The sequence below is a fragment of the Ureibacillus endophyticus genome, assembly GCF_003628435.1.
GTDB lineage: Bacteria > Bacillota > Bacilli > Bacillales_A > Planococcaceae > Ureibacillus > Ureibacillus endophyticus.
In genome coordinates this window covers 1-24,923 of sequence record NZ_RBZN01000020.1, presented here as the reverse complement: position 1 = coordinate 24,923, position 24,923 = coordinate 1, and the positions used below count along the sequence as shown (strand labels likewise).

21 protein-coding genes are annotated in these 24,923 nt (G+C 36.1%); 15 read left to right on the top strand and 6 right to left on the bottom strand.

Annotated elements, in window-relative coordinates:
• Positions 1-91 precede the first annotated feature (91 nt).
• The 8 genes from D8M03_RS09530 to D8M03_RS09495 are packed head-to-tail and all read left to right on the top strand — an operon-like array spanning position 92 to position 7,578.
• Positions 92-868, top strand: a complete 777-nt coding sequence (locus D8M03_RS09530; protein ID WP_121214543.1) for an ABC transporter ATP-binding protein — start codon at positions 92-94, stop codon at positions 866-868.
• A complete protein-coding gene (locus tag D8M03_RS09525; protein WP_121214542.1) occupies positions 843-1,550 on the top strand; it encodes an ABC transporter ATP-binding protein in 708 nt (235 codons plus the stop codon). Before D8M03_RS09530 ends, D8M03_RS09525 begins: the two co-directional genes overlap by 26 nt.
• A gap of 11 nt (positions 1,551-1,561) precedes the next feature.
• Positions 1,562-2,434, top strand: a complete 873-nt coding sequence (locus D8M03_RS09520; protein ID WP_121214541.1) for a branched-chain amino acid ABC transporter permease — start codon at positions 1,562-1,564, stop codon at positions 2,432-2,434.
• Positions 2,431-3,438, top strand: a complete 1,008-nt coding sequence (locus D8M03_RS09515; RefSeq protein ID WP_121214540.1) for a branched-chain amino acid ABC transporter permease — start codon at positions 2,431-2,433, stop codon at positions 3,436-3,438. Before D8M03_RS09520 ends, D8M03_RS09515 begins: the two co-directional genes overlap by 4 nt.
• A complete protein-coding gene (locus D8M03_RS09510; RefSeq protein WP_121214539.1) occupies positions 3,435-4,469 on the top strand; it encodes a 3-oxoacyl-ACP synthase in 1,035 nt (344 codons plus the stop codon). Before D8M03_RS09515 ends, D8M03_RS09510 begins: the two co-directional genes overlap by 4 nt.
• Positions 4,457-5,344 (top strand): intracellular short-chain-length polyhydroxyalkanoate depolymerase, encoded by an 888-nt coding sequence (gene phaZ, locus D8M03_RS09505; protein ID WP_121214538.1) that lies wholly within the window; start codon positions 4,457-4,459, stop codon positions 5,342-5,344. Before D8M03_RS09510 ends, phaZ begins: the two co-directional genes overlap by 13 nt.
• Positions 5,345-5,354: 10 nt before the next feature.
• Positions 5,355-6,095, top strand: a complete 741-nt coding sequence (fabG, locus tag D8M03_RS09500; RefSeq protein WP_121214537.1) for a 3-oxoacyl-ACP reductase FabG — start codon at positions 5,355-5,357, stop codon at positions 6,093-6,095.
• 19 nt (positions 6,096-6,114) lie between these two features.
• A complete protein-coding gene (locus D8M03_RS09495) occupies positions 6,115-7,578 on the top strand; it encodes a class I adenylate-forming enzyme family protein (protein ID WP_121214536.1) in 1,464 nt (487 codons plus the stop codon).
• Positions 7,579-8,055: 477 nt separating this feature from the next.
• Here the strand turns inward: D8M03_RS09495 and D8M03_RS09490 are convergent, their stop codons facing one another.
• From D8M03_RS09490 to D8M03_RS09480, 4 genes are all read right to left on the bottom strand, one after another.
• A complete protein-coding gene (locus tag D8M03_RS09490) occupies positions 8,056-9,762 on the bottom strand; it encodes a b(o/a)3-type cytochrome-c oxidase subunit 1 (RefSeq protein WP_121214535.1) in 1,707 nt (568 codons plus the stop codon).
• Positions 9,740-10,240, bottom strand: a complete 501-nt coding sequence (locus D8M03_RS09485; RefSeq protein WP_121214534.1) for a cytochrome c oxidase subunit II — start codon at positions 10,238-10,240, stop codon at positions 9,740-9,742. The genes D8M03_RS09490 and D8M03_RS09485 overlap by 23 nt, the downstream gene beginning before the upstream one ends.
• A 29-nt stretch (positions 10,241-10,269) precedes the next feature.
• Positions 10,270-10,392, bottom strand: a complete 123-nt coding sequence (locus D8M03_RS17975) for a hypothetical protein (protein ID WP_281272156.1) — start codon at positions 10,390-10,392, stop codon at positions 10,270-10,272.
• A gap of 208 nt (positions 10,393-10,600) precedes the next feature.
• Positions 10,601-11,053, bottom strand: coding sequence for a chemotaxis protein CheX (locus D8M03_RS09480; protein WP_121214533.1), 453 nt, complete (start codon positions 11,051-11,053; stop codon positions 10,601-10,603).
• Positions 11,054-11,465: 412 nt separating this feature from the next.
• On the opposite strand from D8M03_RS09480, the gene D8M03_RS09475 reads away from it, so the two are divergent.
• The 5 genes from D8M03_RS09475 (at position 11,466) to D8M03_RS09455 (ending at position 19,614) form a co-directional block, all read left to right on the top strand.
• Complete coding sequence (locus D8M03_RS09475) at positions 11,466-15,086, top strand: dynamin family protein (protein ID WP_121214532.1); 3,621 nt, start codon at positions 11,466-11,468, stop codon at positions 15,084-15,086.
• 3 nt (positions 15,087-15,089) lie between these two features.
• Positions 15,090-15,896 (top strand): sulfurtransferase, encoded by an 807-nt coding sequence (locus D8M03_RS09470; protein ID WP_121214531.1) that lies wholly within the window; start codon positions 15,090-15,092, stop codon positions 15,894-15,896.
• Positions 15,897-15,993: 97 nt separating this feature from the next.
• Complete coding sequence (locus tag D8M03_RS09465) at positions 15,994-16,815, top strand: MBL fold metallo-hydrolase (protein WP_121214530.1); 822 nt, start codon at positions 15,994-15,996, stop codon at positions 16,813-16,815.
• 77 nt (positions 16,816-16,892) lie between these two features.
• Positions 16,893-17,798 carry a stalk domain-containing protein gene (locus D8M03_RS09460; protein WP_121214529.1) on the top strand — a complete coding sequence of 302 codons (906 nt, stop codon included), beginning with the start codon at positions 16,893-16,895 and terminating at the stop codon, positions 17,796-17,798.
• A 607-nt stretch (positions 17,799-18,405) separates the two neighbouring features.
• Positions 18,406-19,614, top strand: a complete 1,209-nt coding sequence (locus D8M03_RS09455; RefSeq protein ID WP_121214563.1) for an NAD(P)-dependent malic enzyme — start codon at positions 18,406-18,408, stop codon at positions 19,612-19,614.
• 46 nt (positions 19,615-19,660) lie between these two features.
• On the opposite strand, the gene pepF is transcribed toward D8M03_RS09455, so the two are convergent.
• Together pepF and gdhA are read right to left on the bottom strand one after the other, a co-directional pair.
• A complete protein-coding gene (pepF, locus tag D8M03_RS09450) occupies positions 19,661-21,457 on the bottom strand; it encodes an oligoendopeptidase F (protein WP_121214528.1) in 1,797 nt (598 codons plus the stop codon).
• Positions 21,458-22,355: 898 nt separating this feature from the next.
• On the bottom strand, positions 22,356-23,729 hold the full coding sequence (gene gdhA, locus D8M03_RS09445; protein ID WP_121214527.1) for an NADP-specific glutamate dehydrogenase: 1,374 nt from the start codon (positions 23,727-23,729) through the stop codon (positions 22,356-22,358).
• 161 nt (positions 23,730-23,890) lie between these two features.
• Here gdhA and D8M03_RS09440 point away from each other — a divergent pair, with 161 nt between their 5' ends.
• Positions 23,891-24,361, top strand: coding sequence for a YaiI/YqxD family protein (locus D8M03_RS09440; protein ID WP_121214562.1), 471 nt, complete (start codon positions 23,891-23,893; stop codon positions 24,359-24,361).
• Complete coding sequence (locus D8M03_RS09435; RefSeq protein ID WP_121214526.1) at positions 24,354-24,707, top strand: PALP domain-containing protein; 354 nt, start codon at positions 24,354-24,356, stop codon at positions 24,705-24,707. Before D8M03_RS09440 ends, D8M03_RS09435 begins: the two co-directional genes overlap by 8 nt.
• The last annotated feature ends 216 nt before the right edge of the window (positions 24,708-24,923 follow it).

The window sequence follows — 24,923 nt, the reverse complement described above, 5'->3', positions numbered from 1 at the left end:
GAACAGATCATTCATTTGATCTGTTTCTCTTAAAATCTTTTCAATTTAGAAGATTTTAAGAGGGACAGATTTGAAGGGGGAGGAGTAACACATGGAACCAATTATTCGAACTGAAAACTTATCCATTCAATTTGGTGGTCATAAAGCAGTTGATAAAGTGAACTTTGAAATGCCTGAAAAACACTTTAAATCCATCATTGGGCCAAATGGTGCGGGGAAAACGACTTTTTTCAATTTAATAAGCGGTGAACTGAAACCAACTGAAGGGGATGTGTTTTTTAAAGGGCAATCCATTGCAAAATTATCTTCCATTGAACGGACGCGAATCGGATTGGGACGTTCCTTTCAAATTACAAATGTTTTTCCGAACTTAACGGTTTTAGAAAATGTTCGCCTTGCTGTTCAATCAAAAGAAAAGGTTCGATTCCACTTCTTAAAACATTATTTACATTATAAAAAGATTACAGAAAAAGCTGTGGAACTGTTAGATCAAGTATTGTTATCGAATAAAATCCATGCCATTGCAAGTCAATTGTCCCATGGAGAAAAACGAAAATTGGAAATTGCCATGCTACTCGCCCTTGATACAGAAGTATTATTACTTGATGAGCCTACAGCTGGAATGTCCTTAGAAGAAGTACCTGCAATTTTAGAAGTGATTAAATCCATTAAAGAACAAGGGAATAAAACCATTCTACTAATCGAACACAAGATGGATATGATTTTAGATTTATCCGATTCTATCATGGTGCTTTTTAATGGCAAGCTCCTTGCTGATGGGACGCCAACTGAAATTATGAATAATACAACCGTTCAAAATGCATATTTAGGGGGACTTTACGATGGAGAACTTGTTGAAACTTCATAATATCCATACTCATATAGGTCAATATCACATTTTACAAGGGATTGACTTTGAAGCGAAGGAAGGGGAAGTCTCTGTTTTACTTGGTCGAAACGGTGCGGGGAAAACGACTACTTTAAAAACAATTATGGGGTTAACCCCTGCATCCAGTGGTGCGGTTCATTATTTAAATCAAGATATTACTAAAAAACCAACCTATGATATAGCCAATTTAGGGATTGGATATGTCCCTGAAAATCAAGGAATCTTTGGCCAATTAACGGTAGAGGAAAATTTAAAAGTAGCGATTAGAAAAGAAACGCCTGAAATAATGGAAAAGCAAGAATATGTGTTAAATCTTTTCCCTGACTTGAAAAAGTTTTGGAAAAAAGCAGGGGGAAATTTATCGGGTGGGCAAAAACAAATGCTTGCGATGGCGAGGGCATTTGTAAATGATAGCAAATTGCTGTTAATCGATGAGCCTTCAAAAGGATTAGCGCCGATCGTGATAGAAAAGGTTATGGAAGCGATTGTGGAGATGAAAAAACAAACAACCATTGTCCTTGTCGAACAAAACTTCTTAATGGCAAGCAATATTGGCGACACATACACTCTCATTGATGATGGCAGAACGGTTCGGAGTGGGGAAATGAGTGAGTTAATTCAAAACGATGAACTAAAACAAAAATATTTAGGTATCGGCTAGGGGGAAATGGGATGGATTTATTAATTAGTCTCGTTATAAATGGCCTAGCAACTGGAATGTTAATTTTCCTTCTTGCTGCCGGTTTAACATTAATATTTGGTTTGATGGATGTGTTGAATTTCGCACATGGTGGTCTCTTCGTTTGGGGAGCTTATACAGGTGTAGTTACCTATGCCTATACAGAAAGTTTTCTCATTGGTATTGTAGTTTCCATTCTTACCGGAATCATTTTAGGGTTCATTATGGAAAAATTAATTATTACACCGGTATATGGCAATCACGTTCAACAAATTTTAATTACCCTCGGATTTATGCTAGTCCTACAAGAGATGATTAAAGTAGCATTTGGACCGAATGCCATTCCTGTGACTGTGCCAAGTTATTTAGCAGGCAGTTGGGAAATCGGTGAAGTCATTGTCATTAAGTACCGAGTATTTATCATTGTCGTTGGTTTTATTATTTTTGGTATCTTCCATTATATTTTAACTCGTACGAAAATCGGGCTTATCGTACGTGCAGGAGTAATTAATAAAGAAATGGTTCAAGCATTGGGCATTAATATTAAACGAGTATTTTTATTTGTTTTCATGACGGGTGCCTCCCTTGCTGCATTAGGTGGAATGTTGATGGCTCCATATTCAGGTTCGATTTATGCAGAGATGGGGATGGAATTTGCCATTTTAGGATTTATCGTTGTGGTTATCGGTGGAATGGGAAGTTTTTCAGGATCGTTGCTTGCTGCCATTTTAGTAGGGTTAGCAGGTAGTTTCATGGCTTACTATGTTCCATATTTATCCTTAGCAGTAAACATGATTCTTATGGCTATTGTACTCATCTTCCGTCCACAAGGTCTATTTTCAATGATTAGGAGGGAAAGTACATGAATCAACCGGCATTATTATCGAAGCAAAATATCATTTTTGCCATACTTCTAGTTGTTTTAGTGGCTTTCCCTTTTGTTGCAGATTCTAGAACGTTAACGATTTTATTAACGCAAATCTTTATTTTTGGCATATTGGCGATGAGCTATGACATTTTACTAGGTTACACAGGAATTGTTTCCTTTGGCCATGCTATGTTCTTTGGAATCGGTGCCTATTCAACAGCGATCATGTTAAAGGAAATTCAGCCAACGATTCCTGTATTTATCGGCTCCATTGTCGTTGGAATGGTTTTAGCAGGGATTCTAAGTTTCTTTGTTGGATTGTTAACTTTACGATTAAAAAGCCATTTCTTTGCAATGTTAACACTAGCAATCTCTGGGCTACTACTAGTGGTTGCAGAAAAATGGCGTAGTGTAACGAAAGGAAATGACGGGTTTACTTTTAGAGCACCAGATGTGTTTAAAGATCGTATCGTCTTTTATTTTTGTGTTCTTGCTTGTCTTGTAATTGTTTTTCTCATACTGCGAAGATTTGTGAATTCACCATTAGGGCGTGTACTCATTGCCATTCGGGAAAACGAACAACGTACAAGATCACTTGGTTTTAAAACATTACACTACAAAGTGATTTCTTCAATTGTGGCTGGTGTGATTGCTAGTTTAGCAGGGTCACTTTATGCGATTTCATTACGCTTTGTCAATACGAGTATGATGACGATGGATATTACCCTTGATGCATTACTGATGACCATCATCGGAGGAGTTGGCACATTAGTTGGTCCATTAGTCGGTTCTGTTGTTATTGAATTTGCACAACATTACTTGTCCGGATTAGCAAGGGATTATCCAATTTTTGAACGATGGATTATTTTCTTTGGAATCATCTACATTTTGGCGGTTGTGTTCTTCCCAAAAGGTATTGTAGGTTCCATCCTAACAAAAATTTCAAAATGGAAGCAGCGTGATCAAGTCCCTTTACCTGAATCGAAGGAGCGATCGAAATGAACGTAGGAATTATCGGATTAGGAGTTTATTTACCAGACAAACGCATGACTAGTGAAGAAATTGCTCGACTTGCCAATATCCCAGTTCATATCGTCCAAACAAAGATGGGTATTGAAGAAAAAACGATTGCAGGTGAAGACGATCATACTGTGCAAATGGCCATATGTGCTGCAAAAGAGGCGATTCAAAACGCCAATATTAATCCAAAAGCAATCGATGTGGTTATTTATTTTGGAGAGGAGCATAAAGAATATCCGCTTTGGTCTGCAGGAATCAAAATCCAAGAAGAAATCGGGGCTACGAATGCTTGGGCTTTTGATACCCAGTTGCGATGCGGAACTGCAATACTAGCGATAAAATTAGCGAAAAGTTTAATGGCTTCAGATGAAGATATAAACACGGTCCTTCTCGCAGGGGGCTATCGTAATCACGATTTAATCGATTTTAACAACCCAAGAACGCGATTTATGTTTAATTTAGGTGCTGGTGGAGGCGCACTTATTTTGCAAAAAGGGGCAATGGAGAATATTGTGTATGAATCGGATTTAATTACAGATGGCTCTTTTTCAGAAGATGTGTTGATTCCAGTTGGAGGGACAAAACAGCCTTTAACACCACTTTTACTTGAACAAGGATTATATCGTTTTGACGTAACCGACCCAGAAGGCATGAAAACAAGGCTTGAACAGAGATCCCTAGATAATTTTATTAAAGTTATTCGAAATTCTTTAATGAAAAGCGGCTTTAAAGAGGAAGACTTATCCTATTTAGCCATGCTTCATATGAAAAAATCTGCCCATGATTATGTGTTAAAAGTATTCGATTTAAAAGAAGAAAACTCCATTTATTTATCGAAGTACGGCCATATTGGTCAAATTGATCAGTTACTATCTCTAAAACTAGCATTAGATGAGGGCAAAATTAAAGAAGGAGATATCGTAACATTAGTTAGTGCAGGAATTGGGTATGCATGGGGTGCAACAACTATCCAATGGGGGAAACGAAAGGAGACAGAGGCATGGGTGAATTAAAATATGTTGAATTACCAAATGGTGAAACTCTTTCTTACCGTGAGCGAATCGGGGGAGAAGAACTTTGTATTTTTGTTCATGGTAATATGACTTCTTCAAAACATTGGGATGTATTAATAGAAAATTTCGATCCTCGCTATACGATTATTGCTCCAGATTTGCGCGGCTTTGGAGCGTCTACTTATAAAAATAGAATTACCCATATGCGGGATTTTAGTGATGACTTAAAAAGTTTCGTGGATTCATTAGGATTAAAAGACTTTAGTTTACTAGGTTGGTCCACTGGTGGAGCAGTAGCGATGCAGTTTTGTGCTGACTACCCAGGACTATGCAATAAATTAATGCTACTTGCATCCGCATCTACACGGGGGTATCCATTTTATCAAACAAATGAAGACGGCACTCAAAGTACAATTCGACTAAAGACAATTGCTGAAATCGAAAACGACATTGGCAAAACAATTCCAATGCAAGGTTTATACGATACAAAAAATCGAGATGGCTTAAAGGCAGTTTGGAACGCTGTCATCTATACTCATAACCAACCAGATGAACAAAAATATGAAGAGTATGTTGATGATATGCTGACGCAACGAAATTTAGCGGATGTGTACCATGTCTTAAATACCTTCAACATTAGTCATCACGACAATGAAGCAGCAAAAGGTACTGGTGAAATTGATAAAATTCTAATTCCAGTACTTATTCTCTATGGCGAAAGAGATTATGTTGTGCCAGGTAATATGACAGAGGAATTAATTGAAGATTTCGGTGAGAAGGCGAAAGTTGTAAAGCTAGTAAACTGTGGCCATTCTCCATTATTAGACGATTTAGACCAGCTGAAAAATGCGATTGAACAATTTTTGAAAGATTGAGGTGGGCATTTTGCGATTAAAAGATAAAGTAGCAATTATTACAGGTGGAGCAAATGGAATCGGTAAAGCTGCAGCAGAAGTGTTTCTAAATGAAGGGACAAAAGTAGTGATTGCTGATTATGATGCAGAAAGTGGCAAACAAGTAGAATCCCAATTTCTTGAACAGGGGTTTGATGTGACATTTCTTCAAGTGAATGTGGCGGACCTAGCAAGTGTTAAAACGATGGTTCAACAAGTACTATCAAAATATTCAAAGATTGATATTTTAATCAATAACGCAGGAATTACGCGAGATGCTATGCTCGTGAAAATGACAGAAGAAGATTTTAATCGAGTGTTAGATGTCAATTTAAAAGGGGTATTCAACTGTACCCAAGCAGTTGTGCCTTATATGATTGAAAAAGGTTATGGCAAGATAATCAATACATCCTCAGTTAGTGGGGTCTATGGCAATGTTGGTCAAACGAACTATGCGGCGACAAAAGCGGCGGTTGTAGGGATGACAAAAACTTGGGCAAAGGAATTTGGTAGAAAAGGCATTAATGTCAATGCTGTTGCACCAGGCTTTACGAGGACAAATATGGTTGAAAAGATGCCAGAAAAAGTCTTGAATCATATGGAATCCATTGTTTCATTACAACGTTTAGGAGAACCCAAGGATATTGCCAATGCCTATTTATTTTTAGCATCGGACGAATCAAGTTATATTACAGGTCATGTATTACATGTTGATGGCGGAATAATGATGTGATGATAGGAGGGTGTTTGAAATGCTTAATAGCGAGTCTTGGATCTTAAAAAGAGCTAGTTTAACACCTTTCAAAATTGCATTAATCGATATCCAAACAAATAGGCAGTGGACTTATAAAGAGTTAGCAAATGAAACCTTAAAATGGCTTAATGTTTTGCAGAAAAAGGGACTATCAAAGGGAAGTCGTGTGGCACTTATTGCAGAAAATAGTATCGACTTCTTCCCGATACTTTTTGCTTGCGGATTGGGCGGCTTCATCTTTGTTCCCTTAAATTGGCGACTCGCTGAAAAAGAATTAATTCATATAATTGAAGATTGTACACCATCATTACTATTAACAGATCACAAATTTGAACAATTGGGGAAACGTATTTTTCAACATACTTTTACTTTACAGTGCAGCGAAGAAAAAGCTGACTATCAATCTACAAGTATGAGCGGTAGCGATCCATGGTTAATGATATACACTGGGGGAACAACCGGGAAACCTAAAGGCGTTGTCCTTTCCTTTGATGCAGTGAACTGTAATGCATTAAACACGATTGTAAGTTGGGGACTTGAACCTTCAGATTGTACGTTAAACTATATGCCTCTATTTCATACAGGTGGAATCAACGCTCTTGCATTGCCAATTTTAATGGTGGGTGGCACAGTTGTAATCGGCAATAAGTTCAACCCAGAAGAAGCAATTCGTGCTGTGAATGATTACAAGACAACGATTTCTCTATTCGTACCGACAATGTATCAAGGCATGGTGGATACGGATTATTTCAAAGAGTCCACTTTTCCCACAGTAAAAGTATTTTTATCCGGTGGGGCACCCTGTCCTAAAACTATTTACGACCATTTTGCCAAAAAGGGACTTCAATTTAAAGAAGGCTATGGCCTGACAGAAGCTGGACCTAACAACTTTTACATTTCACCGGAGCTCGCAGCCAAGAAAAAAGGATCCGTTGGGAAAAGTATGCTATTTAATTCCGTTCAGATACGAAACGAGGAAGGCGCAATTTGTAAAGTAAATGAAGTAGGGGAGTTATACCTTCAAGGAAAACATGTCTTCACAAAATATTGGAACAATGAAAAAGAAACAGCGAAGAGTTTGGACAATGGCTGGTTAAAAACAGGCGATTTAGCAAAAATGGATGAAGATGGCGACATTTACATTGTTGGTCGTAAAAAAGACATGATCATCACTGGAGGGGAAAATGTTTACCCTCAAGAAGTGGAACAATGCATCATTACCCATCCCCAAGTGAAAGAAGTAGCAGTAGTAGGTATACCCGATAAAAAATGGGGTGAAATCGTCACAGCATTCATTGTAAGTAAAAATCCTTCACCTGAAATGAAAGATGACATCCTAGCACTATGTAGAACACAACTAGGAGTATACAAAGTACCCAAACAAATCGACTTCGTGGAAGAACTACCAAAAACCCACGTAGGCAAAATCGACAAAAAACAACTAATAGAGCGATCTGTATAAGCAGATCGTTTTTATTTTAATAAAAATAAATTGATATATTTTTAGTGATAAGAAAGATATTAAAGAACAACTTACTTCACCTCAAAAAGATAGAATTTTATATTAGAAGACGCGGCCTACCACTGTAAGCCGCGCAAATTATCTAGAAGTTTTAGAAAGTGGAATTAAAAGTGAGCGGACCTTTACACAAGTACAAAGACAAGTCGTAGAGACAACACAAGTTGGCTCTGCGGCTTGTGTACTAAAGTCCGCTCACATAAACAAAACTTAATTAAAATCTCAATCAAAACAACTAAATTTCCTTTGTTTACTTATCTATAAGATGTATCCAATAAGTATCTTTTAAAATGGGAAAATTTATTGAAAAAAGATGTGTCATATCCTAAAATTGAATTTGTATTGCTTAATTGGTACCTACCAAAAGGAAACAAAAAACCTCCCCAAACGAATCTATTAATTCGTTCAGGAAGGCTACTGTTACCAGAACTTATAACCAGTTGACCCAAGCGGAGAATTATTAATAATATCAAAGATTGGGAATGTGTAAGCAATTAGAATTAGGGCTACCAAGATTACACCCCATAATTTAAAGTTTTCTAGAATCGCTGGTGTTCTCTCAGCACCTTGAGAAAGTTCTGCTAGAGGGAACTCTTCTTCTCCTTTTGGTGCAAACCAAATTAAGTTAATCACGATACCAATAATTAATATAATCGCAATGAATAATACTGTTCCACCAACTGCTTGCGCAATTTGGTATGGAATCCATTCTGCTGCTTGTTCAGAGCCACCATAAGTTGAGTATTCAGAACGACGAGGAGCACCGAATAAACCAGCAATATGCATTGCACCAGACATAATGAACATACCAATCGTCCACATAATACCAGATGTTACAGCTAAATCGTTCATCTTTTTAGTTAAAACACGTCCAGTTAAATGTGGAATTAACCAGTAAGCTGCACCAAAATATGTTAACACTACTGTTGTTGCAATTGCTAAGTGGAAATGTCCTGTTACCCAAATTGTATTATGGATTAGTTCGTTCATTTGGTATGAAGCATTTACAACTCCGCCTGCACCACCAGGGATAAATGCAGCCATACCGATAAATGGTAATAAGAAACGGCTATCTTTCCAAGGTAATTTTTTGAACCAACCAAATAAACCTTTTCCACCAAGTTCGCGACCACGAATTTCAAATGTAGCAAACATAGAGAATGCAGTTAATAGGGATGGAACAATTACAAAGAATGTTAAAACAACTTGTAAGAATTTCCAGAATCCATCAATCCCTGGTTCAGTTAATTGATGGTGAACACCAACTGGGATTGAGAATAGTAAGAATAACATAAACGCTAGACGAGCTAGTGAATCAGAGAAAATTTTCGCGCCAATAACTTTAGGTACTACTGTATACCAAATCATGTATGCTGGTAATAACCAGAAGTAAACAAGTGCGTGACCAAAATACCAGAATAATGTACGAGATAGTAGAACATCGACACGTTCAACAAGGCCTAATGACCAAGGTAATAATTGGAATAATACTTCAGCTGCTACACCTAGTGTGCAGACAAACCACATTAGATTGTTTACAACAACCATAAATGATAATAGTGGAGATGTTTGACCTTTATTTTCCTTACGCCATTGAATATAACGTAAACCTTGTGCTAATGCGACTGTCCATGAGCCAACAACAACCAATGCTAAACCTAAATAAAAGATCCAGTGTGCTTGTAATGGGGCATAGAAAGTATATAAAACAGATGCTTCATTTAATAAGACCATTGTTGCTGAAGCGGCAGTACCGATTGTCATAATCCAGAAGCCAGCCCAGCCAATCGTACGTTGTTTATTAGAAAGTGCTCCGGATGTGCGGCTGATCGCTGCAGTTTGGAAGCCTAGAATAAAGTATGTTGTTAAAATAAGTCCTAATAATACACCGTGTACTGTTAAGATTTGATAATAGTTAATTCCTGCAGGGAGTTTAAATTGACCAGAGCGTACAAATACTTGTAATAAACCGGCAAAACCACCTAAAAATAATGCGATAAATGCTACAACAATATGGGCTAATGCAAGTTTTGCGTCTCGACGATCAACTTGAACAAATTTTTCTTTGAAAGTTTCTTTACTACCGTTTTTCTTTGTTATTTCTTTAGTGACTGTTGCTGTTGTCATCTGTGTCCACCACCTTAAGTGTAGAATACATCATTGCGTGACCTGTACCGCAATATTCGTTACATACGATTACATATTCACCGGCTTTATCAACCGTTGTGATTTTTTCCGATACATAACCAGGTTCTAACATGAAGTTAATATTTGTTCCTGCAACCTCAAAGCCATGAACTACGTCTTTTGTTGTAGCGATAAATCGTACCTTTGAACCAACAGGAACTTCAATTTCCATTGGGTTATAACTAAATGCCGAAGCAACTAAAACAACTTCGTAATCCCAATCTTTACCTTCAACTTTGTGTACGCCAGGGTTATCAAAAGGTGCAATTTCATCTACCTTTTCATAATTAATCGTCCATTTTGAGTTATTTGGATGCGTACCGCCATGAAATGCGCTCACACCAACAATAACGAGAAACGCAATCAGCATGGCTGCGCCAAATGTTAGCCACCATTTTTCATACTTGTGTATGTGCATGTTGATGATCCTCCTTAAATATCATTCTTCTAAAATCGATCCATAAATAAATTGAAACAAAGTGCCCAAAGAATAATGATAGAAATTCCTACGCCAAATGTAGCGTAAAGAGTTCCTTTTAAATTATCGTTGGACTTATTGTGTTTCCCCATGAAGCTCCCTCCTAAATTAGAGAAATATTATTTCACGAACTCATCATATTAAAAAATTTTTTCTCGTGATGTGAAAAAAATCACACTTTGGATATCCAAATGTGAATTTAATGTGAAAGGTAAATATTATAAATAAATAACAAAAAACACACTATTACCAGATAATAGTGTGTTAAAGTAGCTATTTTAGGAAAATATTAATCTATCTCTACTCATCGATCGTAAAAAGAATCGTTAGGGCTCCAGCATTTTCTATTGTTGTAGGGAGTCTAAAGCATTTTTCGAAACCGAATAATTTTGTATGACCAACCATGACAGTAGGAGGTGTTATATCAATATTTAATTCTCCCGTTCCTACATGCGTACATAAATTCCCTGCGAACATGTTCCCAAATTCCCCAGTAAATGATTCTAACATTTCACCTTCTAGAGGCATTCCAAACATTTGAGCTCCAATTGCACTAAATGCATCGGAAGTACTATCAAGAATAACTCTCCCTTTAATATCCCCTAATAAACCAATTAAAACGCCCATTTCCTTCTGTATGTATGGTTCTGACAAAATGGATGGTGCATGAAAGTTAATATTTGAAGGAAGAATGGTTTTTAATGAGTGCATAGACCCATTCAAGATTGTTTGAATATGTTTCGAATTATTCATTTTATACACCCTTTTTTATGCTTTTTTTCATATTACCATTTACTTAGCATATTCGTATACAAAAAATATTAAAATGAACTTGACGATATTCTGACTTTTTTCATATAATGGATGAAAATGATTCTCATTAACGAAAAAAGAGGTGTAGAATAATGGTTTATGCTTTTGTAGGTGCAACATTAGTCATTTATGCAGGAATCGGTACTTATGTTTGGAAAAGAACAATTAAATCATAACCCCACTTATAATGACACTACACCGATATAGCTTCTATTCAATCCCCATTGTATTAATCCTATTATACAAATATAAAATTTATTTCCCTTTTATTCTTATTTTTTAGCCGATTTGACTACTAAACATGGTAGTATATAATTGTGACAATAATGAGACAAAAGGGGTATAGTTTTTAATGAGTTCTTTTGATGAAAAATTACAGCAACTATTACAGCAATCCGCTGTTCAATACATAATTTATAAAAACAATGAAGACACAGAACGAATGGAGAAACTTCATTTATTTGCACGAAAACTTTTACAAAAAGAATATGTAATTGGTTTTGCTGGACACTTTTCTGCAGGGAAGTCGAGTATGATCAATGCCCTATCTGGGGAAGACATACTAGCAGCTAGTCCAATTCCAACAAGTGCAAACATTGTAAAAGTACATAAATCTGAAGAAGACTTTGCAATAGTTTATATGCATCATGATAAGCCGGTAAAATTTGAGGCAGGATATGATTTTAAAACGGTAAAAGAGCTTAGTAAAAATGGGCAACTTGTTTCTCAAATTGAAATTGGCCATCAAGCTTCATCTCTTCCATACGGTGTAACAGTGATGGATACGCCAGGTGTGGATTCAACAGATGACGCCCATGCGATGTCAACAGAATCGGCACTTCATATTGCGGATGTCGTATTTTATACAATGGACTACAACCATGTGCAATCAGAGCTTAACTTCCAATTTACAAAACAATTAATGAAATATAACCCAAATGTGTATTTAATTGTTAACCAAATTGATAAACATAAAGAACAAGAGTTATCTTTTGAACAATTTAAACAATCTGTTCACCAATCCTTTGCAGCGTGGGGAGTAGAACCAAAAGGAGTCTTCTTTACATCTTTAAGAGACTTTGATCACCCTCACAATGACTTTACAACAGTGAAGAAAATTGTTATGGACTCAATGAACGATTGGCAGGAACAATTAGTCCTTACTGCTGAAAATACACTAAAGAAATTACAAAGTGAACATTTGGCGTTTTTAGAGGAAGAGAAAAATAATTTATTTGCTGAATATGAAAATATTCTAAGTGATGACGAATGGGAAAATCGTCAAGACATTCTAGACCAATACGAAAAATTAAAATTACAAACAAACCTATTCTCCATGGAAAACTGGGAAGAGTCCTTTAAAGAAAAGCGTAAAGAGCTATTAGCAAATGCTGCAATTATCCCAGCAGATTTCCGTGAAAAATTACGACTGTATCTTGAAAGTAAACAACCAGGATTTAAAGTGGGCGGTTTATTCACTGCGAAAAAGAAAACGGAAGAAGAAAAAAATCGCCGTATTCAAGACGTGTATGACCAATACAAAACGATCTTACAATCTCAAATTATCGGGCATTTGAAAAATTTAATGAAGCAATCTTTAAGAGATGTAGGTGTTTTAAAGGATGAAAATGCTGCTCAAATCGATGCAATGCAATTTGATGTTCCATTTTCTCTTATTGAAGACCAAGTGAAAGCAGATTCACTAGCAACGGGGGATGCGCTTCTAAACTTTGCAAACCGTGTAGCAGAAGCCACAAAACGTTATTTTGTTGATGCAACAGATGAATGGAAAGCAAGTCAAAAATCGGTTTTAGAAAATGCAGCAACTACTTTATCTGCACCTGTAATGGCAAAGTTAAATGCTTTATCAGGCAAAGTGACAGCAATTAAATCAATCATGACGTTAGATGAAAGAAAACAAATTGCTGAAAAAGAGATTACTTTAACAACAAAAGATGTTCGCAATGCAGCAAAAGCTCAAGAGAAAAACTGGCATAACGATTTTGAACAATCACTAAAAGAAATTCGTTTATTTGACCCGGCAATGCTAGCTCCAAAAGAAGAAAAAGTAGAAGAAACTTTCGAAGAGCAACAAACGACTAATTCCTTCAACGTGAAGGGCGATGAAGTAATTCAAGCAGCTATTCGTACTGCAAATGCAGTAAATAAAGTAAATGGCTTTGAAGAAGTTGCAAGCTTCTTAATGAAGAAGGTAGAACGTCTTCAACAAAAAGATTTCACAATTGCCTTATTTGGAGCGTTCAGTGCCGGAAAATCAAGTTTCTCTAATGCCTTAATGGGTTCAAAAGTATTACCTGTTTCACCAAACCCAACGACTGCTGCAATTAATAAAATACGCCCTGTTACAGATGAACATCCTCACGAAACTGCGGACGTTCAATTAAAAACAGCAGAACAATTATTAGAGGACATTAAATTTTCTTATGAAGCAATTGGATTAACGATTAATTCTCTACAAGAAGCATATACACGTGCTGAAGAGGGACTTAAAGTTCAATTAACCGATGAGCGTTTAAATGTTCATAAATCATTTATTCGTGCCTTTGCACAAGGGTTCCCAACATTTGAATCGAAACTTGGGGAAACGTTACGTGTTAACCGTGAAGAGTTCGAAAAATTTGTTGCGGAAGAAAATCGTTCATGTTTTGTAGACAATATTGATTTCTACTATGATAGTCCATTAACAAGAATGGGTGTTACATTAGTTGACACACCAGGGGCAGACTCAATTAATGCTCGTCATACAGGGGTTGCCTTTGACTATATCCGTAATGCAGATGCAATTTTATTCATTACGTATTACAATCATGCCTTTGCAAAAGCTGACCGTGAATTCTTAATTCAATTAGGTCGTGTAAAAGATGCCTTTGAATTGGATAAAATGTTCTTCGTTGTAAATGCGATTGACTTAGCTTCTACGAAAGAAGAAGAGGAAGAAGTAAAAAGCTATGTACGTAATGAATTACAACGCTTCGGAATTCGCTTCCCGAAACTTTACGGGGTATCAAGTTTATTAGCCCTTCGCGAAAAAGTGGAACAACAAGAGCACAATTCTGGTATGCATGATTTTGAACAAGCTTTCCATCATTTCTTAAATGAAGAATTAACATCGATTGCGATTCAAGCGTTACACGAAGAAGTGGAAAAAACACATAACCGATTCTCAGACCTAATTACTCAAACAGAAGAAAACTTAAAACGTAAAGATGAGCGTTTAGAAGAACTTGCGAAATTAGAGCAACATGTTCGAAATACGTATAGTACAACTTCAACTCATATGGTTGAAAGTGACCTAAAACAAGAACTGGATGAATTATTGTATTACTTAATGCAACGTGTGTATTATCGTTATCCTGACTTCTTCAGAGAAAGCTATAATCCATCAACATTTGCGTCTATGCCAGTTCAAAATGCGTTAGAAACAGCTTTAAAAGAAACGTTAAATGCATTGAAATTTGACTTTGCCCAAGAGTTACGTGTAACGAACTTCCGTTTAGTTCAGTTTATTCAAAAGAAAATGATTGAACGTTTCAAAGATGAAGTACGTGGATTAAAAGAGTTAAATAACAGCTTCTCATTTATTGCTTATGAGCCAGATGAGCCGGATTTATTAAGTTTTGATGGTCCATTTGAAGACTTTAATAAATATGCAACAGTGAAATCTCATTTCAAAAATGCAAAAGCCTTCTTTGAGAAGAATGAGAAAGAGAACTTAAAAGCTGCTTTAGAAGATATCACTAAGCCAGACGCTCAAAGCTATTTAGAGAAGGAAAAAGAGGAATTGTTGAAATGGGCAACGAACTTTATTCAAAACGAAGCAAATCGTTTAAATGAGCACATTTCAAATCAAGCAATGAACCAAATCGAAACAGAAAGACTATTACTTCAAGAAGAAAGCAGATTAGAAACTTGGAAATCTATTTATGCAGACTTACAAAAAACGGGGGTATAGTGTTTGGGGAACGTATTTGTTGAAGCAACCGAAGTAAAATCTGGTCGATTTATTGATACTCGTTTTAATTTACAAGACCAAGAGTGGGGACTAAAAGAGTATCAAAACGCGCATATTGAAGGTAGTATTTATTGGGATTTAGAAAAGGATTTATCCGATTTATCGAGCACAGAAGGCAGACACCCAATGCCTTCTAAAGCTCAATTACAACAATTGTTCGAGCAATCTGGTTTAAGTTACGAAGATACGATTTATGTGTATGATCAAGGTGGGGCACCTTTTGCAGCCCGTGCTTGGTGGATGTTAAAATACGCGAACTTCCCAAAGGTTTATATCGTAAATGGCGGAATAGATGCTTTGAAGGATGCAGGTTTTAACGTTACAAACGAAATACCTAAGTTCAATCCAACAACATTAAATATTGATTGGAACGAAGGAATTTATGTAAATCGCCAATACGTGAAAAATGTTGTAGATGGTGTGGAGCATGCAAAACTGTTAGATGCTCGTGCAGCTATTCGTTATCGAGGAGAAATGGAACCTATTGATAAAGTAGCCGGACATATTCCGAATGCGATTAATTACGATTGGGAACAGTTAAAAGAGGGTCCTTCAATACGATTCAAAGATGAGTTATTAAATGTTGTACAAAAAAACGAGGATATCGTCGTGTATTGTGGTTCAGGCGTTACTGCATCACCATTATATGCAATCCTAGCCGATGCTGGTTATGACAATTTAAAGCTGTATGTCGGCAGCTTTAGTGATTGGATTAATCATTATGATGTGGACACTGGAGATAATAAATAAGTGAAAAAATGAAACGTATAACGTCAAATTATACGTTTCATTTAATTTTCGCATATGAATGAATAGTCATTCATTAAATGAAGGGGGGAGTAGATAGATGATGATAAAGAAAAGTATTGATTTTGGCAATATCAATGGCATCAGTTACGCTAATGGAAAAGTGACGTTTAATAAAGTATCCATGAATGTTTATTGTTACGTAGTCGATGGAATGTTAGTCGATACGGGTCCGAGGTCACTTATGAAAGAATTAACACCATTTTTATTAGGGCAAGATTATGAGCAAGTGGTTATTACACATCATCATGAAGATCATACTGGATGCGCCTCTATCATTGAACAGCAGAGGTCTGTACCAATTTATATTCATCAAATGTCTGTAGAAGAATGCAAGAAGCCTGCCCATTATCCGATGTATCGAAAACTGTTTTGGGGTAAACGAAAACCGTTTCATGCTAGAGGGTTGGATTTAACGATTTCCTCGCGCACTTCCACTTGGGATGTGATTGAAACACCAGGGCATGCAGAAGACCATATCGTTTTACTAAATCAACAGACAGGGCAGCTTTTTACAGGAGATTTGTTTGTTCAACCAAAAACGAAACTAATTTTAAGAAATGAAAGTATTCCAACAATCCTGCGTTCTATTGAAAAGGTTCTAACCTATGATTTTAATGAAATGTATTGCTGTCATGCTGGTTTTGTTAAAAATGGAAGGGAAATGTTACAACGAAAGCGAGACTATCTATTAAACCTTCAGGGGCAAGTGCTTCGTTTATATGAAGAGGGCTATAATCCACGCCAAATTCATGAAGCATTATTTAAACGAAAATATCCCATTACAAAGATTTCTTTTGGAGAATGGGATTCCTTGCATATGGTAACGTCCATTTTAACGGAATTGGCCATAAAAAAATAAAAAATTTTCTTCTATTGTGTAACCTTTTTTCTCGTGCCTCGACTAATTTTACGAAAACAGAGAGAGGAGTGACATAATTGAAGAAAACATTATCGATATTACTTTGTTCCGCAATTGCAGGCACGATGGTTTCTCCCGTTGCAGGAGCAAATGAATTAGAACCAGTCCCTGTAGTGGATCAAAAGGAAGAAGTGCAGCAAATGAACTTCTATACAATTACTGGTACCATCACAAAAATTGCTGAAGAATCAAAAGGGACTTTCTTTGCAAGTGTCAAAACAGACGAAGAGGAGTATGGATTCTATTTTAATAATCAAACTTTAGTTTTTGATAATACTGGTAAAGAAGTAAAACTTGAAGAGGGTATGGAATTTACAGGGTATGTGGATTCATCTAAGCCAATGATGATGATTTACCCACCACGCTATTCAACAGATGTGGTGATTGTTCATACTGATGAACCTGGCACAGTAGAACTTCAACAATTTGATGAAAATTTACTTAATAAAAAGCAAGATTTAATCATTCATTTATCAAAAGAAACTGTGATGGAGAATCTCTCTAAAAAACTAGTTTCAAAAGATGAAATTATTAATAAAGAAGTTCTCATATTCTATGAAGTGGTACTAGAAAGCTATCCAGCCCAAACAGGTCCAAAAAGAGTCATTTTGCTAGAACGTGAACAAACGGCTGTTGATAAAGCGTTAAAAATTGCAGAAACTGATTTTTATGATGTGAATGGTGAAACAATGATCCCTTTACGACTTGTAGCGGAAACATTAGGGTTCAAAGTTGAGTCGACAGGAAAAGGAGCAATTGTTTCAAAAGGCAATCTATCCTTTACGATTACGCGCGGTTCCACAACCTATGGATACAACAAAGCCTTAAGATTCTTTAAAGAAGCACCTGAGTTATTAGAGGAAAAGAAAACGTACGTACCAATCGAATTTTTACACCTATTAATCGAGCACACTGAAAAATAATAATATATATTGGCTACCAACCAAAAACGGCTATTTACACAAATTGTGTAGATAGCTTTTTATTTTTCTAAAAAGGGGATATTGGTTAATTTAAATATCTATGGAATTAATAGAAGAATTATCATGTTAATAGAAAATTTGGTATGAAATTAGAAAAATACATCTTTTATTAGAAAGTATCTAGCCGTTAGAAAATAAATTACTGACCCTTATTTTTCCATTTCCCTCTAAAAATATTTTTCAATTCTATTATTCAATCGAAAAAAAAGTGAACTTTTTTTGAAAATTTTTTCAGAAATTTTAAAAAAGTTTGTGAAAAACTTCTTATTTTCTCTACTAAAGCAAAACGTGTAATTCTTCACAGAGAACCCCCTGATATATATGGTGTAGAAAAATGAAAGTGTTTACACGAATTATTCCAATATAATTATTTTTGGTAAAAAACCTTTTGTGAATATTTGCACAATTATTAAAAAACGCGCAAATTCAACGAAAATGAAGATTTTATAAAGAAAAATTAGCAAAATTCCGTTGACTTTAACGCAATAAAGCACTATGATACAAAAATATAAGAATTATTGGTTGGATAAAGAAGGGATGGATGAAAATGGATTTAATGAAAAAAGCAATCGAAATGCATAGTGAATATAGAGGGAAACTGGAAATTAACTATAAAATACCAGTAGTAGATTCATACGATTTAAGTTTAGCTTATTCACCTGGGGTAGCTGCACCATGTATTGAGATCGAAAATAACCGTTCAAGGGTTTATGACTATACAATTAAAGGGAATTTTGTAGCAGTTGTAACAGATGGCACAGCAGTTTTAGGTTTAGGGGATATTGGCCCTGAAGCAGCGTTACCAGTAATGGAGGGGAAAGCTCTATTATTAAAACGTTTTGCAAATGTGGATGCTGTTCCAGTTTGTTTAGATACAAAAGATGTGGATGAAATTGTACGTACTGTTAAAGCGATTAGCCCTACGTATGGTGCAATTAATCTAGAAGATATTTCAGCACCACGTTGCTTTGAAATTGAAGATCGTTTAAGAAGAGAATGTAATATTCCAATTTTCCATGATGATCAACATGGAACTGCAATCGTTGTAGGGGCTGGACTACAAAATGCACTTAAAATTGTTGATAAACAAAAAGAAAATGTAAAAATCGTAATTAACGGTGCCGGTGCTGCAGGTATTGCGATTGTAAGACTTTTACTTCAAATCGGTTATAAAAACATTGTAATGTGTGATTCAACTGGGGTTATTTATCAAGGTAGAACAGAAGGAATGAACCCTATTAAAGAAAATATTGCATATATTACAAACCCGAACCGTATTAAAGGTAGCTTATCAGAAGCGCTAGTAGGAGCAGATATTTTCATCGGTGTATCTGTTGCAAACTTACTAACAGAAGAGCATATTAAATCAATGAGTTCAGATCCTATTGTTTTCGCATTAGCAAATCCAAATCCAGAGATTACGTTTGAAAATGCAAAAGCATGGGGGGTACGAGTAATTGGGACTGGCCGTTCTGACTATCCAAACCAAGTAAATAATCTATTAGCGTTCCCTGGTATTTTTAGAGGGGCATTAGATGTTCGTGCTACTGATATCAATGAAAGTATGAAATTAGCAGCGGTAGAAGCAATTGCTTCCCTTGTAACAGATGAAGAGTTACATGAAGACTATGTAATTCCGAAATCTTTAGATGAACGTGTTGCACCTGCTGTAGCAAAAGCGGTAGGAAGTGCAGCAATTGAAACTGGGGTTTCAGATTTATTCCAACAACCGTTAAAAGTTGAAGCAGGAGTTTAAAAATAAGCACTCCAACAGCCCACAATTGAGGCTGTTGGAGATTTATTTAATTTTCAAGTTGTGCAGTTAGTTCTTCTAATTGGTCGACTAATGAACTGATAAATTGGATTGTATTTCGAAGTGGGTGATCTGTTGTCACATCAACACCTGCCATTTGAGCAAGTTCTACAGGTGTTTTTGTACCACCGGCTTTTAATACATTAATCCAATCGTTTACAGCAGGTGTGCCTTCTTTTAAAATGCGTTGAGAGACTTCTGTTGCAATTGTTAATCCGGCTGAATAAGTGTATGGATATAAGCCCATATAATAGTGAGGTTGACGCATCCACGTTAATTCGGCGCCTTCTGTAATTTCAACTGCATCTCCCCAGAAATCAACCAATACATCGCGTTTCAACTTATTTAAAATCGAAGCATTGACACTTCCACCATCATCGATGATTTCGTAAACTTTACGTTGGTAAGCGGCCTCTAATAAATGGGTAACGAAATTATGATAGTACGTTCGAGCAATGATTGTAGAGATTACCCAGCGTTTGAACCTTGCATCATTTGAATTTGAAAGTAAGTGGTTGGCCATAAGCATTTCATTCATCGTTGAAGGTGCTTCAATAAAGTATAAGGAAGGACGGGCATTAAAAATGTTTTGTTCTGCATTGGCAAGGTAAAAATGCCCAGCATGCCCAAGTTCGTGGGCTAAAACAAACACTTCATTCATGCGAGAAGTCCAAGAAATTAATACATAAGGGTGATAACCATATGGGCTTGAACAAAAGGCTCCTGTGGATTTTCCGATATTTTGGGCAAAATCAATCCATCTTTCGTCAAATGCACGGTCTAGCATAGCTTGATAGTCTTTACCTAAGACAGACAAACCGTCCTTCATATATTGACGAGATTCTTCTATTGAAATTTTTGGCTCATATGAAGGATCTAATGGTATTTTCAAATCAGCAAACGTCATTTTTTCTAATCCATGACTTTTTTGTAGAAGTTTCGCATACTTACGCATAATCGGGGCTAATTCACTTGTAATCAGGTCAATTTGGCGGTCATAAAGCTCTTTATCAACTTGCTGCTCAAAAAGCAATGAATCAAAAATAGAATTAAAGCCGCGTAAGTCAGACTCTGTTTTTTCGATTTTTAAGTGGGTATCGTAGGTTTTTGCCGTTGTATGCTGATAGTCACGGAGTTTGTTAGAAAATGCGGTAAATGCCGCTCTCCGAATGTCTGTATCCGTTTCAAGCTCCCAATCTCCTTCGAAAGAGTTGTAGCTTAGTGGATAGCTTTTGCCGTTCACTTCAAAGTTTTCGAATTTCATATCAACTAGTTTGGTTGTGTTGTAAAGTTCATATGGAGCTTCAAAAATTGATCCGAAAGCAGCTAACGTTTTTTCAACTTCAGGATGTAATTGATAAGGTTTTTTGCGTATTAATTTATCGATGTAGTGAGAAAAATCTTGGGCCTTATTTTTTGTTTCTGTAAGTGTTTCTTCATCTAATTGTAATAATTCAGAAGTAATAAATGATAGTTGCGCACTGATTTTTGAGTAAAGTTGGCCAACCTTTGCAGCACGCATTTGGGCTGTGTCATTTGTTTGATCCACGCTTAAAGAAAGCTGCGAATAGTTACCGATTGGCACAAGCTTTTCGGATAAGTTTTTGTATAAGGTAATTACTTCTACAGCAACTGTTGAATTTGTGATTTTCCCTTTAAATTTTGCTTCAATCGCTGTAGCTTCCTCTGATACCTCTTGTAATGCCTCTTCAAACTGTTGTTCATTTTCAAATAAATCAGTTAAATCCCAAGTTTCTTCTAGTTTTACTTCGCTACGTTTTAACATATTGCTCCTCCTTTTCCCCTTGAAATTATTACGGAACTCGAAATAATTGTACCATATTTTTCTTTTAAGAGACAACGTGAACAAGAGAGGGGAGACTGAATATTTAACTAGAATCATTACGGAAATAAAAAATCACCTGAATTGCTAGGTGATTTTTTTATTACATTTCTTTAAGTGCTTTATTCATTCAATCTTCATTTTCAACAGAAATCAAAGAAAATCGTTTAATGCACAATAGCTTTTTTAAGATTTAAAAATGTTTATTATTAGAGTTACCTTTTGACACAAGCTTTTCGGTTAAGTTTCTATATACTGTAATTAACAACCATAGTAATTGTTAAATTTGTAAATTTCCCATTAATTCGAAGCTACTTCTAATATCAAATGTAATATGTTATTCATTTTTTATGTATCGATTATATCTCAAGATTCTTCTAGTTTTACTTCTCCTTAACCTTTGTTCTTAAATTATCTCTTCAGAAATTTGAAATAAATGTTCCGTATTTTCATTAAATGCGCAACAATGAAGGGGAATGTAAAAAAATTCCAATAAAAAAACAACCGAATTACAAGAATTCGGTTGTATATTATTCCCCTTTATTATATCGAACAATGTATTATCTTTGGATATATAGAGCGAGCGTTCTCCGCTTTTCTAATGTCTAGCTCCGCGCGTTAGCCGTTCGGAAACTTCAACTTCCTCCTGCGTGTTCAAGAACACTTGTCAGAAGTCTCCAGTTTCTGTCACGGCTGAACGAACGCGCTCCGCTTTTCTAGATTGTCTAGCTGCGAACGCTAGCTCTTTCGGACACTTCAACTTCCTCCGGCGCGTGTAAACACGCTAGTCGGAAGTCTCCAGTGCCTTCAAGAGCTAGGCGAGCGTTCTCCGCTTTTCTAATTAGTACACACCTTCAGTAAGCATACCGTTAGCTACTTTTACGAAGCCAGCGATGTTTGAACCTACTACTAAGTTACCTGGGTAACCATATTTTTCAGCTGCTTCTTTACTGTTTGTGTAGATAGATTTCATGATGTTGTTTAATTTTTCGTCTACTTCTTGGAATGACCAGTAGTTACGGCCAGAGTTTTGAGCCATTTCTAATGCAGATACTGCTACACCACCAGCGTTTGCAGCTTTTGCTGGACCGAAGTATACGTCGTTTTCTAAGAATAAGTTAATTGCTTCAAGGTTTGAAGGCATGTTTGCACCTTCTGCAACGAATTTCACGCCATTAGCGATTAATGTACGAGCAGAATCGCCATCGATTTCGTTTTGAGTTGCACATGGTAATGCGATATCACATGGAATTGTCCAGATACCTGTGCATCCTTCTGTATATGTTGCACTTGGACGATAATCTACGTATGTTTTGATACGATCGCCTTTAACTTCTTTAATTTCTTTAACTAGTTTTAAATCAATACCTTCTGGGTCATAAATATATCCGTTAGAATCAGAACATGATACAACTTTTGCCCCAAAGTGTTGTAATTTTTCGATTGCATAGATTGCAACGTTACCAGAACCAGATACAACAACTGTTTTATTTAAGAATGATTCTTTTTTCTCTAATAACATTTGTTCTACAAAGTATACTAATCCGTAACCAGTTGCTTCTTTACGTGCTAGGGAACCGCCGTATCCAGGAGTTTTACCAGTTAATACGCCTGCTTCGTAAGCGCCACGGATGCGTTTATATTGGCCATATAAATAACCGATTTCTCTTCCTCCAACACCGATATCACCTGCAGGAACATCGACATCTGGACCAATGTGACGGTATAGTTCTGTCATGAACGCTTGGCAGAAGCGCATAATTTCTGAATTTGATTTACCTTTTGGATTGAAGTCAGATCCACCTTTACCACCACCGATTGGTTGACCTGTTAAAGAGTTTTTGAAGATTTGTTCAAATGCTAAGAATTTCATAATTGATTCGTTTACTGTTGGGTGGAAACGTAAACCGCCTTTGTAAGGACCAACTACATTATTAAATTGAACGCGGTAACCACGGTTTACTTGTACTTGGTTGTTATCGTCTTGCCATGCTACACGGAATGAAACAATACGATCAGGTTCTACGATACGAGATAAAATATTATTTTCAATATATTCAGGATGTTGTTCAAAAACAGGTACTAAAGAAAGGAAAATTTCTTCCACGGCTTGTAAGAATTCTGCTTGGTGTCCGTTTTTTGCTTTAACCTGTGCGAATACTGAATCTATATACTCTTGTGCTGCTGTTTTATTGTCGATGAATTGTGTCGTCATTGTGTGACCCCCTAAATTTGTTGATGAATGTATAGTATTATGATTTTTCGAACAATTCAATAAAAGATTTTGGTGACAAACCGATGTAACCTGTGTAATGGTTGGAAAAATATTATATAAATATAATAAATTAAAGGAATTATTTTCTGGAGGTGGAAACGATTTTACAGCTATTAATTGATGCAGATGCATGTCCAGTTATTGATTTGGCGCTATTTGTTTCATCTGATTATGAGATTAAACCGTTCTTGTTTTGCGATACTTCCCATCGTATAGAAAGGGAGAATGCAATAACAATTATCGTTCCGAAAGGACCCGATTCCGTTGATTTTAAGCTAGTGAATGCGGTTACAAAGTATGATATTGTTATAACACAGGATTATGGATTAGCTGCCATGTGTTTGGCAAAAGGTGCCTTTGTCATTGATCAAAATGGAAGAGAAATGACAGCAGACAACATAGACCAATTGCTCGCATTTCGTTTTGAAAGCGCAAAATTTAGAAAAGCAGGTGGACGCACTAAAGGACCGAAAAAACGAACGGAAAAAAATAATATTGCCTTCGAAAGGAATTTTCGACAAATTTGTGAACGAGCAATTTTAGCAAAAAAAAGGGGTGAGATGAGTGATTGAACGAGAAGAATCAATCTCAAAATTAGATGAAATCCATCTAATAAATGAAATAAAGAACTTAAAATCAGTATTATGGATAAATCCGAATAGAAAACCCATACCTAATCAAGAACAATTCTCATTTCAACAAATGCATGAAGCAAGTGAACGATTGAATCGACTTTCTTCATATATAAAAGTAGCTTTTCCTGAAACAGAAAAATTAAAAGGAATAATTGAATCTCCTCTTAAAGAAATTCCTCAGATGAAAAAGCTCATTGAAGGGCGTAGAGGTTTTAAGATACCCGGAAGATTAATCTTAAAATGCGATCATTCCTTACCGATTTCAGGGTCGATCAAAGGGTAGTGTAAAAACTTCTATGAAAAACTGAAAATCACAAAGTATTAGGCTCAAAATTACTCTTCGAACGAGATGACAATCGCTCTTGACAAACATTCCGAAAAGGTTGCGCCTTGTTTTTGAGGGCGAAGAGGAAAAAGTAGGCACACTAAATAACCCTCGCCAAATACCAATTTTAACCTTTTCTCCATTCGGTTTGTCAAGAGTTCGCTACGCCGATTG